The sequence below is a fragment of the Aquipuribacter hungaricus genome (genome assembly GCF_037860755.1).
GTDB lineage: Bacteria > Actinomycetota > Actinomycetes > Actinomycetales > JBBAYJ01 > Aquipuribacter > Aquipuribacter hungaricus.
This window is the reverse complement of the sequence record NZ_JBBEOI010000088.1, coordinates 1-13962: the sequence shown is the minus strand read 5'-3', so window position 1 is coordinate 13962 and position 13962 is coordinate 1. Positions and strand designations below refer to the sequence as shown.

Sequence of the window (13962 nt, the reverse complement as noted above, 5' to 3'; positions counted from 1 at the left end):
CCGTGCCGGGGCCCGCACCGGACCCCGCGCCGCCGCCCGCGCCGCCGCCGGGGGCCGGGCTGCCGGTCGGGGCGGGACCGGCGACGACGTCGAGGGTGACCGTCCCCGTGCTCACGCCGCCCTGCCCGTCGGAGACGGTGTAGGAGAACGTGACGACGCCGGTGTACCCGGGCTCGGGGGTGTAGACGACCTGGCCGTCGACGATGGCGACGGTCCCGTGCTCGGGCTGCGAGACCGACAGCAGGGTCAGCCGGCCCCCGTCCGGGTCACGGTCGTTGCCGAGCACGTCGATCGTCACCGGGCCGCCCGTGCTGGGGACGGACACCGTCTCCGGGGCGACGGCCGGCGGCGCGCCGCCGACGGTGACGGTCACCGTGCCGGTGGTGCGGAGGTCGCCGTCGGTCACCTCGTAGGTGAACGTGACGACGCCGGAGAAGCCCGCCGGGGGCGTGTAGCGGGCCACCCCGCCCGTGACCTCGACGGTGCCGCGCGTCGTCCCGGAGCCGTCGACCGGGGCGGTGACGCTGCCCGGCACGAGCGACAGGGTGTCGCCGTTGGCGTCGGTGTCGTCGTCGAGCAGGTCGACGCTGACCGGGGTCGCGTAGGGCGTGCCCGCGGTGTCCGGACCGGCGACCGGCGCGGCGTCGCCGACCGTGACGGTCAGCGTGCCCGTGGCCGTGCCGCCCGCCCCGTCGGAGACGGTGTAGGTGACGACCACCGCGCCCTTGTGGCCGGCGGCGGGGGTGACCGTGAGCCGGCCGTCCGTCCCGACCACCACGCCGGCGCCCGCCGTCGCGGTGGCGCCGGTGACGCTGAGCCGCTGGTCGGTGCCCGGGACGTTGGCGTCCGTGACGTCGGCGAGGACGTCGACGGTGACCGGCGTGCCGGAGGCGGTCGTCGCCGTGCCGGGGCTCGCCACCGGGGCCGCGTTTGCCACGACGACCGTGACGACCGTGGTGGACCGGCGGGCCGGGTCGGTGCTCCCGGGCTCGTCGGTGGCGGTGTAGGAGAACGTCACCGTCCCCGCGAAGCCGGCGGGCGGGGTGTAGCGGACCTTCCCGCCCTCGAGGACCGCGGTGCCGCGCTCCTGGCCGTCGGCGGTCGTCGGCACGGTGATCGTCTCCGGGACGACGGCGAGCGGGTCGTCGTTGGTGTCGACGTCGTTGGCCAGGACGTCCACCAGCACTGAGGCGTCCGTGCCGGTGGTCACCGGGCCGTCGGGCGCCGCGACCGGGGCCGCGTCGGAGACCGTGACGGTCAGGGTGCCCTGGTCGCTGCCACCGGCACCGTCGGAGACGGTGTACGTGACCGTGATGTCGCCCTTGAAGCCGTCGGCCGGGGTGACGACGACCTTCCCGTCGACGATCGCGGCCTCGCCGTCGGCGTCGTCGTCCACGACGGGGGCCGACAGCGTCAGCTCCTGCCCGCTGGGCTCGGGGTCGGCGCCGGTGACGTTCGGGTCGGTGTCGTTCGCCAGCACGTCCACCGTGACCGGTACGCCGGGCCCGGTCCCCCGGACGTCGGCGACCGCGACGGGGTCCGCGTTGTCGGTGACCACCGTGACGGTGCCGGTCGCCGAGGCACCCTGCCCGTCGGACAGGGTGTAGGTGAAGGAGTCCGTGCCCGCCCAGCCGGTCGACGGCGTGTACGTGACGGTCCCCGCGGCGTCGACCCGGACCGCGCCGTGCGCGCCCTGGGTCACCGCGGTGACGGTGAGCGGGTCGCCGTCGGGGTCGCTGTCCCCGTCGCGCACGTCGAGGGTGACGGCCTGGTCGGTGGGGGTGCTCTCCGCGTCGTCGTCCGCGACGGGCGCGCCGTTGACCCGCACCGTGACGGTGACCGGGGCGCTGGTGCCGCCCTGGCCGTCGGACACCCGGTAGGTGAAGGAGTCGGTGCCCCGGAAGCCGGCCCGCGGCGTGTACGTGCCGGTGCCGTCGGGGGCGAGGCCGAGGGTGCCGTCCGCCGGGCCGGCGACCACGGCGACCGTGAGCGGGTCGCCGTCGGCGTCGGTGTCGTTCGCCCGGACCGCGAGCGCGACCGGCGCGCCGGCCTGCGTGGCGTAGGAGTCGGCCACGGCGACCGGGACGGTGTTGGTCACGGTGACCGTGACGGTCGCGGTGTCGCTGCCGCCGCGGCTGTCCTCGACGACGTAGGTGAAGGTGTCGGTGCCGCGCACGGGGCCGGGGGTGTAGCGGACGGTGCCGTCGCCGAGCAGCTCGACCTGGCCGCCGCGGGCGCTCGCCGGGCTGACGCTGCGCACCCGGCGGGTGTCGCCGTCGGGGTCGGTGTCGTTGGTGAGGACGTCGACGACGCGGGCCGTGCCGGCGGGGGTGGTGGCGGTGTCGGCCACCGCCACCGGGGCGGTGTTGACGACGTCCACCTGGACGGTGGCGGTCGAGGTGCCGCCCCGCCCGTCGGTGACGGTGTAGGTGAACACGTCGCGCCCGGCGAAGTCGTCGCGCGGGCTGTAGGTGAGGGTGCCGTCCTGGTTCACGGTCACCGAGCCGCCGGCCGCGTCGGTGACCCCGGCGATGGCCAGCGTGTCGGAGTCGGGGTCCGTGTCGTCGGCGAGGACGTCGAGGGTCAGCGTCCGCGAGGTCGGCCGGGGGGTGAAGGACACGATGTGGGAGGTGGCGGTGGGCTTGGTCCCGCCGCCGCTCAGCGGGGCGGCGGTGACGGTGCGGAGGGCGGCGTTGGTGGCCGAGCCCGCGGCCGCACCGGTGGTCTTGCCCCGGTAGGTGAGGGCCGCGGCGTTGAGCAGCTCCTGGCCGTCGGTGGCGTCGGCGTCCACGACGGCGCGGAAGCGCACGGTGTAGGTGGTCGGAGGGCTGTCGGCCGGGACCTCGCCGCCCTTCGTGGGGGTGGCCCCGGCACCGACGCGCACGAGCAGGTGGCCCTGGTTGAGGTCGGTGACGAAGCTGCCCTGGTCGTCGCCTGCCTGATCGGTCAGCGGCGTGCCGTCGACGGTGAGCGAGCCGGGGACGTACGTGGTCCCCGTGGGGACGGCGTCGAAGAACGTGCTGTCGCTGGCCACGTCGATGCCGATGTTCTGGACGGGGACGGTGTACTCCAGCACGTCGCCGGGCAGCGTCTGCCCGCCGTCGAGGTCCGTCACCGTCTTGGTGCCCAGGAGCTTGGGGTCGTAGAGCTCGGTCGCGAAGGTGACCACGCCGGGGAAGTAGACGTCGCCCGTGCTGGTGAGGCTGATCGTCGCGCCCGTGGCGCCGTTGGCGAGGATGCCGTCGGCCCTGACCTGGTCGGCATCGAAGCCGAGCTGGTTGTTGTAGGCCGGGGTGCGGCCGGTGGTCTCGGTGCCGCCCTCGGAGACCGAGGAGTTGAAGAAGTCGTCGACCGGGTTGCGCGCGTCACCGATGACGGTGCTGTTGAGCTTGAGCACGTCCCCGGTGGCCCCGGAGTCGCCCTCGCTGGCGACGATGCCGAGGCTGGTCCGCACGGCCCCGGCAGGAGGGGTGACGAAGCCCTCGAGCGGGATCGTCACGGGGGTCGTCCCGGTCACCGACTGCAGGCCGCTGAAGACGGTGAGGTTGCGCGCGGGGGCGAGCGGGTCGGACACGGCAAGGACGAGGGACCAGCCGGCGTAGCGGTCGATGACCCCGCTCGACGCCTGGACGTCGGCGACGGTGTAGACGCCGGAGCCTGCCGCACGCACCTGGCTGGTGACGTCGGTGTAGCCCTGGTAGGCGCCGGACTGGGTGGCCAGCGTGTCGAGCTGGTCGGCCACGACGGTGGTGTACGAGCTGCTGCCGGGCAGCCTGAGCTTGACCTCGCCCCGCTTGGTCACGTCCTGGGGGAGGGTCCCGCCCTCGGTGCGGGCGTGCCAGACCAGGGCGGCGTACAGGACGCTGCCGCCGGCCGGGACGGTCACCTGCGCGGAGGAGGAGCTGAACGTCGACGGGTCGCCGTCGACGTCGACGAACGTGCCGGCGAAGCTGTTGTTGCGCTGGATGCTGCCGCCGGTCGACGACTGCGCCGTGGCGCAGGCCGCGTCGGAGGACGCGCAGGTCATGAGCGTGTTGCCCCTGATGAGGACCGACCCGTTGGTGTTGGCCGAGAACCGCTGGGCGAAGGTCGCGGCCGCCGACGCCGGTGCACCTCCCCCCAGGACGACGAGCGGGGCCAGCAGCAGGCTCGCTGCGAGACCGGCCGCGAGGGCGGCGCGGGGACGACGACGTGCGGGCATCTGCTTCTCCAGGGGCTGCGGGGCGGGACCGCACGCGGGATCGGCACGCGGCGTCACCGGCTTGAGCCGTCCGGGCGTGTCGTCACCCAGCGCGACCAGCCGCAGCGGTGCCGTGCGTGCGCCGGGCCGGGCGGCGCGGGGAGCGGGCGTCCGTCCCGGGGTGCGCCCAGAGGCAGTCTGCGCTGGGCTGGGGACGGATCCCGCACCCCTCCCCCGACCCCCCCGGAGCCCACGCATGTCCCTCGTCCTCGTCACCGGGTCCGCCGACGGCATCGGCCTGGAGACCGCCCGCCAGCTGCTGGCCGCCGGCCACGACGTCGTCGCCCACGCCCGCAGCGCCGCCCGCGCCGACGATGTCCGCGCCGCACTGCCGCAGGTGCGCGACGTCCTGGTCGGCGACCTGGCGTCGCTCGCCCAGACCCGCGAGCTGGCCGCCGCCGCCTCGGCCGCCGGGCCGTTCGACGCGGTCGTCCACAACGCCGGGGTGGGCGGCGACGCCGCCGCCCGCGAGGTCACCGAGGACGGCCTCGAGCGGATCTTCCAGGTCAACGCCGTCGCGCCGTACCTGCTCACCGCGCTGGTGCCGCGCCCCGGCCGCCTGGTCTACCTCACGTCGGGCCTGCAGGAGCGGGGCCGGCTGCACCTGGACGACCTGCAGTGGGAGCAGCGGGCGTGGGACGGCATGCAGGCCTACTCCGACAGCAAGCTCCACGACGTGGTCCTCGCCCTGGCCGTCGCCCGGCTGTGGCCGGACGTCCTCAGCACCACCGTGGACCCGGGGTGGATCCGCACCCGCATGGGCGGGCCCCAGGCCACGGACGACGTCGCGGACGGCGCCGCGACACAGGTGTGGCTCGCCACCTCCGACGACGAGGGCGCACGGGTGACCGGGGCCTACCTCAAGCGGTTCGAGGTGCAGGAGCCGAACCCGGCGGCGACGGGCACGGCGCTGCAGGACGCCCTCCTCGACCGCCTCGCCGGGCTCACCGGTGCCCGCCTGCCCTGACCCCGCTACCCCCGGGCCCGCGGGCACGGGCGGTACGCCCGGAGCCCCTGCGGGGCCGTGGGAACGCTCTCCCGGCCGCTGACAACGCTGTCACGTAGAACGATGTCGATAACGTTCTACAAAAGTTCGTCGGACCTCTGGCCTTTCTCCTCGGCGCATGCCTACGGTGACCGGGATCCCACCCGTATCCATCGCAAAGGGGCGAGAAGATGCCAGGTACCACCCCTCGTCGCATGCCCTGGGGAGCCGGCCTGCTGGCCGTCCTCGTGGCAGGCGGCACGGTCGCGGCGGCACCCGTCGCAGCGACCGGCGCCACCACGTCGGGCGACGACCCCGTGGTCGTCGTCAGCACCGACTTCTCCGACGGCAGCTACGCGCCGTGGACCGCCAGCGGCGGACCGGCGCTCAGCGTCGTCCCCGTCGACGGCGACCCGGCGCTGCTGGTCAGCGGCCGGACCGCCGACTTCGACGGCATCCAGAGCCCCACCGGGCTGCTCCAGCCCGGCGTGCCGCACACCTTCACCATGAGGGCGCGGCTCGCGCCCGGGACGACGGGCCCCGCCGGGGTCCGCTTCGTCGTCAAGCCCGCGTACACGTGGGTCGGGAACACCACGATGACGGCCGACGCGTGGACCACCGTGAGCGGCACCTTCACCGCGCCGGCCGACGCCGACCCGGCCACGCTCCAGGTGTACCTGGGCACGGCGGACCTCACCGGCCCCTACGACTACCTGGTGGACGACATCGTCATCACCCGCGACGGCGACGGCGGCGGCGAGGGCCCCTGGGTCCCCACCCCCGACCCGTCCTTCGTCCTCGGCGGCGCCGTCTCCCCGACCGTCGCCCAGGTCAGCCGCGCCCGCGGCACCGGCGACGTGGCCGCGCTGACGTTCGACGACGGCCCCAACCCGGGCGAGACCGAGGCGCTGCTGGACTACCTCGGCGAGCGCGACGTCACGGCCACGTTCTGCGTCATCGGCCAGAACATCACCGCCCCGGGCGGCGCCCAGATCCTCCGGCGGATCGTCGCCGAGGGCCACACCCTGTGCAACCACTCCACCAGCTACGCCGACATGGGGTCCTTCACCCAGGCGCAGGTCGAGGCGGACCTCAAGGCGAACCTCGCCACCATCCGCACCGCGCTGGGCGACCCCGAGGCCGAGGTGCCGTACTTCCGGGCGCCGAACGGCAGCTGGGGCGTCACGCCCGAGGTCGCCGTCGCCCTGGGCATGCAGCCCCTCGGGCTCGGCAACGTCATCCTCGACTGGGACGGCAACGACCTCTCCGTCGCCACCCTGACCGCCAACCTCCGGGGCGCCATCACCCCGGGAGCGGTCGCGCTGGCCCACGACGGCGGCGGCAACCGCGAGGCCACGGTCGCGGCCGTGCGCACGGTCGTCGACGAGCGCCTCGCGCAGGGCTTCACCTTCACCCTCCCCCAGGGCGGCGCCGCCGACGGCGGCACCGGCACCCCCGGCGGCGGCGTCGTGCTGTCCACCGACTTCGAGGACGGCCTGGGCGGCTGGGTCCCGCGCGGCGACGCGGCCGGCGACCCCACCGTCGCGGTCACCACGGCGCAGGCGCACACCGGCACGCAGTCGGCGCTGGTGTCCGGGCGCACGTCCCAGGGCGACGGCATCGGCTACGACGTCACCGGCCTGCTCACCCCCGGCACCTCCTACGAGATCAGCGCCTGGGTCCGCCTGGGCTCCGGCTCGGCGCCGGTGTGGCTGAGCATGCAGCGCACCTCCGGCGGCGCGACGTCGTTCGACACCGTCGCGCAGTTCACGGGTATCACCTCCGGCGGCTGGACCCAGGTCACCGCCACCTACCAGCTGCCCCCGTCGGACTCGGCCTTCCTGTACCTGGAGACCGCCTACCCCGACGGCACGACCGCCGACCTGTACGTCGACGACGTCGTCGTCCGCTCGCAGGACGCGCCCCAGGTCGAGGACCTGCTCCCCCTCGAGGACACCGTCGACTTCCCCGCCGGCGTGGCGATCGACTCCCGCGAGACCACCGGCGCGGCGTCGCAGCTCCTGCTGCGGCACTTCGACCAGGTGACCAGCGAGAACTACATGAAGCCCGAGGCCTGGTACACCGCGGACCGCACCTTCCGCACCAACCCCGAGGCCACCACGCTCATGGACTTCGCGGTCGACAACGACCTCGACGTCTACGGGCACACGCTGGTCTGGCACAGCCAGACCCCGGCGTGGTTCTTCCAGGCCGCCGACGGCACCCCGCTCACCACGAGCGAGGCCGACAAGCAGGTCCTGCGCGACCGGATGCGGACGCACATCTTCGCCGTGGCGGAGGCGCTGAGCACCGGCGGCGGGTACGGCGAGTTCGGCAGCGAGACCAACCCCCTCACCGCGTTCGACGTCGTCAACGAGGTCGTCTCCGACGGCCGCGCGGAGTCCGACGGGCTGCGCCGCAGCGAGTGGTACCGGGTGCTGGGCGAGGAGTTCATCGACCTGGCGTTCGTCTACGCGGACGAGGCGTTCAACGACGTCTACGCCGCCGAGGGCAGCGACCGCCCGGTCCTGCTGACCATCAACGACTACAACACCGAGCAGTCGGGCAAGCAGGCGCGGCTCAAGGCGCTCGTCGAGCGGCTCCTGGCCCGCGACGTGCCCGTCGACGCCGTCGGCCACCAGTTCCACGTCAGCCTGGCGATGCCGGTGCAGGCGCTGGAGGACGCGATCGTGGCCTTCGCCGACCTGCCGGTGCAGCAGGTGGTGTCCGAGCTGGACGTCACCATCGGCACCCCGGTGACGCAGGCCAACCTGGTCGAGCAGGGCTACTACTACCGCGACGCGTTCCGGGTCTTCCGGGAGTACTCCGAGGAGCTCTTCTCGGTCACGGTGTGGGGCCTGACGGACGGGCGCAGCTGGCGGGTCGACTCCGGCGCGCCGCTGCTCTTCGACGACACGCTCACCGGCAAGCCCGCGTACTACGGGGCTGTCGACGGCGAGCTCCCGGCCCGCCAGCAGGCGGAGTTCGTGTTCGCCGGCGACCTGCCGCTCACCGCCGACGCCCCCTCCTCGGGCGTCTGGGACCGGCTCCCGCTGTTCCCGGTCGAGGACGTCGCCGACTTCCAGCTCCGCTGGGCGGGCGACCACCTCACGGCCTACGTGTCCGTCACCGACGCCACCGTGCAGGCCGCGGACGGGCTCACCCTCGTCGTCGACGGGGTCGAGCACACCTTCCGCCGCGACGGCACCGGCTCGGTGCGGGGCGTCGTCACCACGACGGCCGCCGGCTACGACGTCGTCGTGCACCTGCCGGTGACCGGCGCGGCCGAGGGCGACCAGGTCGGCTTCGACCTGCGGGTCACCGACGGCATCGCGACGTCGGGGTGGAACACGCCCGGCGCGCTCGGCACGCTCACCCTGGTCGAGGCGCTGTCGTACACCGAGGTCGTCGAGACCTCGGCGGCGCCGACGATCGACGGCACGGTCGACGCGGCCTGGTCCGCGGCGTCCGTGGTGACGACCGACAAGCAGATCGAGGGGACGGGCGGGGCCACCGCCGCCGTCCGGACCCTGTGGCGCGACCAGACGCTGTACGTGCTGGCCGAGGTCACCGACCCGACCCTGGACGCGACGGGCTCCGACCCGTGGATCCAGGACTCGCTCGAGATCTTCCTCGACACGGGCAACGTCAAGAACGGTCCCTACCGCTACGACGACACGCAGATCCGGATCAGCTACCTCGGCGCGACGTCGTTCGGCACCGGCGACGAGGCGTTCCAGCAGAACCGGCTGGTCTCGGCCACCCGCGTCGTCCCCGGCGGCTACGTCGTCGAGGCGTCGGTCAGCCTGCTCGAGTCCGGCGGCCTGGGCTCCTTCCAGGGCCTGGACTTCCAGGTCAACGACGCCACCGCCGGCGCGCGCACGTCCGTCCGCTCCTGGGCGGACCCGACGGGCCTGGGCTACCAGAGCACGGCGCGCTGGGGGGTCGGCGAGCTCGTCGCCGCCCCGGTGGTCGAGCCCGAGCCCGAGCCCGACCCCGTGGTCACCGTCGAGGACCGGCACCTGCGCCTCGGCTCCACGGTGCCCGTCCGGCTGACCGGCTACGTCGCCGGCAGCACGGTCGAGCTCATCCTCGGCGCCCGCCGGGGTTCCTCGTTCGACCTCGGCTCCGTCGTGGTCGGCGCGGACGGCACGGCCACGGCGAGCGTCACGGTGCCCGCGGGCGCCGACCGCGGTCGCCAGACCCTGACCGCCACGGCCGGGGCGGTCACCGCCTCGACCTACGTGGTCGTCCAGGGCCCGGCCGTCCCGGTGCGCGGCCGCCCCTGACCCACTCGCCGGCCCCCTCCGCGTGACGGGGCCGGCGCACGAGAGGCGCGGTACCCCTGCGGGGGTGCCGCGCCTCTCTGTCGTCGCCTGGTTGCCGGCGTGCGTCCGTGCCCCCGCGACTGGGACCGAACGGGTGCGGGAGCGGGGCTGCGACACCCGTTCGGTCCCAGTCGTGAGCCCCCAGGGAGGTGCAGCCGGTTGTGGGACCAGATCGGGGATGCGTCACCCGTCGGCCCCGGTCTGGTCCCAGAACAGTTCTGGACCGGATCGTGGGGGGACACGTTCGCGCCGCGTCACCTCACGAGGCCGGTCCGGTCTCGGGACAGGCCCGGACCGGGTCTTGGTGGGACGAGACCGGGGTCGCGTCACCTCACGAGACCGGTCTGGTCCCGATATAGACCTGGCCCGGGTCGGGCCGGGAACGCAGCCGCGTCACCTGGTGAGACCGGTCCGGTCCAGGACCGGCCTGGACCGGGCCGGGCCGGGCCGGGGCGGGGCGGGGCGAGAGCGCAGCCGCCTCACCTGGGGAGCCGGGTCTCGTGCCAGAGCAGCCGGGACCGGGGCCCGTGGCTGGTCCGTCTCGTCCGTCCCGGTTCCGCGACTGGGACGTAAGGGGCGTCGCCGGCCTCGTCTCGCGACCGTTCGGTCCCAGTCGCGGACCTGGTCGGGCCTGCCCCCCGAGTTGTGGGACCAGATCTTGGTCAGGACGGCGATAAGCCCGGTTCGGTCCCACAACGGGGCCGGACGGGGCCGGACGGGGCCGGACGGGGCCGGACGGGGCCGGACGGGGCCGGACGGGGCCGGACGGGGCCGGACGGGGCCGGACGGGGCCGGACGGGGCCGCAGAGCTGGGCCGCTGGCCCCCGCTCGCTCGAGTGGGATCGAACGGCTGAACAAGGCCCCGCGCCACGACCGTTCGATCCCGGTCGCGGGCAGACCAGAGCGCGCCGCCGCTCGTGGGACCAGAACGGGGTCGCCTGCACGGGCGTGCCGCATCAGGTCCCAGAACGGGACCGGGGTCGGGCGGCAGAGCGGCACGTGGCGTCGGGCGCCCAACCCTCGGAAGCCGCGGAGCGCCGCCAGCGAGTTGGAGACCCGGCCCCGCCCGGTGCCGGGCGGGGCCGGGTGGTCTGGGGCCGTCAGGCCTGGGGCAGCACCTCGACCCGCGACCAGCGCGGGCACTCGGCGGTCAGGCGGTGGAGGCCGCCGACCAGGGTCACGGAGGTCTCGAGGGTGCGGTCCTCGCAGGACCGGCCGACCCAGAGCTCGACGGCGCCGGGCTCGACCACGCGGGTCATCGACCGGTCGCTGAACGCCAGGCGGGCGGTCGGCACGGTCAGGCGCACCCGGGCCCGCTCCCCCGCACCGAGCTCGACCCGGCCGTAGGCGAGCAGCTGGGCGACGGGGCGCGTGACGGAGCCGACCACGTCGTGGCCGTACAGCTGGACGACCTCGGTGCCGGCACGGTCGCCGTCGTTGCGGACGGTGACCTCGAGCTCGATCTCGCCGTCGGTGCGCACCTGCGCCGAGGTGAGCTGCAGGTCCTCGTAGCCGAAGCTCGTGTACGACAGGCCGTGGCCGAAGGGCAGCACCGGCGCGGTCGGCACGTTGGTCACCGACGACGCAGCGCCGAGCGCGGGGTGCAGGTAGGAGTACGGCTGCGCGCCGCCGGAGCGGGGCAGGCTGACAGGCAGGCGCCCGGACGGGTTGACCCGGCCGGACAGGACGCCGGCGATGGCGGCGGCGCCCTCCTCGCCGGGGAAGAACGACTGCACGACGGCGGCGCAGCGGTCGACGGCCCAGTCCACGGCGTACGGCCGGCCGGTGAGCATGACGAGCACGACCGGCGTCCCGGTGGCCAGGACAGCCTCGACGAGCTCGCGCTGCACGCCCGGCAGCTCCAGGTCGTCCACGTCGCAGCCCTCGCCGACGGTGCCGCGGCCGAAGAGCGCGGCGTGGTCGCCGACCACGACGACGGCGACCGACGCGGCGGCCGCGGCGTCGACCGCGGCGGGGATCATCGACCGGTCGCCGTCGGAGACGGCGGAGCCCTGGGCGTAGGTCAGGACGGCGTCGGGCAGCTCGTCGCGCAGCGCCTCCAGGACCGTGGGGACGACCAGGCCGGTGCCGACCTCGGGGTGGTGCCCGAGCACGTGGTTGACGAAGGAGTAGCAGCCGAACAGCGCCTCGAGCCGGTCCGCGTTGGGGCCGACGACCGCGACGGTGGGCGGGGCGGCCAGGGGCAGCACGCCGTCGTTGGTGAGCAGGACGACTGACTCCTCGGCCAGGCGGGCGGCCAGTGCCCGGTGGCCGGCGGGGTCGAGGTCGACGAGGTCGTCCTGGCCGTCGTCGTCGAAGGTGGCGTCGAGCAGGCCGAGCTCCTCCTTCTGCCGCAGCACGCGCAGCACGGCCTGGTCCAGCAGGGCGACGGGCACCCGGCCGGCCTCGACGGCCTCGCGCAGCGGGTCGAGGTAGGCGTTGCCCGTGGGCAGCTCGATGTCGACGCCGGCCTCGAGCGCCAGCCCGGCCGCCTCGCCGAGGTCGCCCGCCACGTGGTGCAGCGAGTGGAGGAACGCGACGCCGAAGTAGTCGGCGACGACCGTGCCGTCGAAGCCCCAGCGGTGGCGCAACAGCTCGGTGAGCAGCCGGCGGTCCGCGGCGACGGGCACGCCGTCGATCTCGGCGTAGGAGTGCATGACCGAGCGCACCCCGCCGTCGCGGACGGCCATCTCGAACGGGGGCAGCAGGACGTCGGCGACCTCGCGGGGGCCCGCGGACACCGGGGCCAGGTTGCGGCCGGCGCGCGAGGCGGAGTACCCGACGAAGTGCTTGAGCGTGGCGAGCACGCCGGCGGACTGCAGCCCGCGGACGTACCCGGTGCCGATGGTGCCGACCAGGTACGGGTCCTCGCCGATGCACTCGTCGACCCGGCCCCAGCGCACGTCCCGGACGACGTCGAGCACGGGGGCCAGGCCCTGGTGCACCCCGAGCCCGGCCATGCTCTCGCCGATCGCGGCGCCGACCTGCTCGACGAGCTCGCCGTCGAAGCTCGCGCCCCAGGCCAGCGGCGTCGGGAACGTGGTGGCCCGCCAGGCGGCGAGGCCGGTCAGGCACTCCTCGTGGGCGATGGCGGGGATGCCGAGCCGGGTGTTCTCCACCAGCCAGCGCTGGGCGTCGCGCAGGGCGCGGCGGCCCGTGGCGGGCTCGACCGGGCGGGTGCCGAAGACGCGGGTGAGGTGGCCGAGCCCCTCGACGGCGAACTCCTCGAACGGCGGCGCGACCTCGCCGAGCATGGCGTCCTGCAGCGGCGCGACGACCTCGCCGTCCGCGCCCGCCCCGACCCACAGGCCGACGACCTGGGCGAGCTTCTCCCGCAGCGTCATCTGGGCCAGCAGGCCGCGCACGCGCTCGGAGGCGGCGGGCAGCAGCTCCGGGGCGTCGTCGCCCGGGAGGTGGGTCGGGCCGGCGGTCCGCAGGTCCGTCATGGGATGCTCCTCTGGGTCAGGGTCCCGGCAGGGGTCCTGGGCGCGCCGGCGCAGACCGCCGGCGGGGTGGGGCAGGGGCGGCTCGGGGCGGGTCAGCCCTTGACCGCGCCGCTGAGGCCGCCGACGATCCGGCGCTCGGCGAGCAGGAAGAACACCAGCGCCGGGATCATCGCCAGCGAGGTGAAGGCCAGGATCGCGGCCGTGTCCGAGGTGTACTGCGTGGAGAAGTTCGCCGTGCCCAGGGGCAGCGTGTAGGAGTCTCCGTCGCCGAGGACGAGCAGGGGCAGCAGGTAGGCGTTCCACGAGGCGACGAACGCCAGCACGCCCACGGTGACCATGCCGGGCCCGGACAGCGGGATGACGATCCGGCGGAAGTACCCGAGCTTGGAGCAGCCGTCGATCATGGCGGCGTCCTCGAGCTCCTGGGGCAGCGCCCGCAGGAACGGCCGGAGGATGACGATGGTCACCGGCAGCGCGAACGCCGCCTGCGGCAGCGCGACCCCGAGCGGGTTGTTCAGCAGGTCCAGGCTCCGGACCAGGATGAACAGCGGGAGGATCGCCACGGTCAGCGGGAACAGCAGGCCGAGGGTGAAGAACGTGTACAGCGCCTCGCGGCCGCGGAACCGGTACTTGGACAGGGCGAACGCCGCCATGACGCCGAGCACCGTGACGATCGTGGTGGTGAGGCCGGCCACCAGGGTGGAGTTGAGCACCTGGCGCCAGAAGTCCGGGCTGGTGAGGACGAGCTGGTACTTCTCGAACACCCACGGGTCCGGCAGCGCGACCGGGTCGGCGGCGATCTGGCCGTTGTCGCGGAACCCACCGAGCACCGCGTAGACCACGGGGCCGATGGAGAACAGCGCGACGACGAGCGCGACCACGTACGTGACGACGGTGGTGGCGCCGATCCGGGGGCGCGGGCGGCGGGCCGGCGCGGGGCGAGCGGCGCGGCCGGCGGCTACC

Annotated in this window: 5 protein-coding genes; 2 read left to right on the top strand and 3 right to left on the bottom strand. The window is 74.7% G+C overall.

Going from position 1 to position 13962, the window contains the following annotated elements:
• The coding region (locus WCS02_RS10785) for an Ig-like domain-containing protein (RefSeq protein WP_340292915.1) at positions 1-4201 on the bottom strand (4201 nt) is incomplete at its 3' end.
• Between the two features lie 235 nt (positions 4202-4436).
• On the opposite strand from WCS02_RS10785, the gene WCS02_RS10780 reads away from it, so the two are divergent.
• Both WCS02_RS10780 and WCS02_RS10775 read left to right on the top strand, forming a co-directional pair.
• Positions 4437-5207 (top strand): SDR family NAD(P)-dependent oxidoreductase, encoded by a 771-nt coding sequence (locus WCS02_RS10780; protein WP_340292913.1) that lies wholly within the window; start codon positions 4437-4439, stop codon positions 5205-5207.
• A 233-nt stretch (positions 5208-5440) separates the two neighbouring features.
• The gene (locus WCS02_RS10775; protein WP_340292910.1) at positions 5441-9514 is read left to right on the top strand and encodes an endo-1,4-beta-xylanase; all 4074 of its coding nucleotides are present in this window, start codon (positions 5441-5443) and stop codon (positions 9512-9514) included.
• 1139 nt (positions 9515-10653) lie between these two features.
• Here WCS02_RS10775 and WCS02_RS10770 read toward each other — a convergent pair.
• Together WCS02_RS10770 and WCS02_RS10765 are read right to left on the bottom strand one after the other, a co-directional pair.
• Entirely contained in the window at positions 10654-12999 is a 2346-nt protein-coding gene (locus WCS02_RS10770; RefSeq protein WP_376984303.1) for a beta-xylosidase/alpha-l-arabinosidase, read from the bottom strand.
• Positions 13000-13091: 92 nt separating this feature from the next.
• The coding region (locus tag WCS02_RS10765; RefSeq protein ID WP_422665419.1) for a carbohydrate ABC transporter permease at positions 13092-13962 on the bottom strand (871 nt) is incomplete at its 5' end.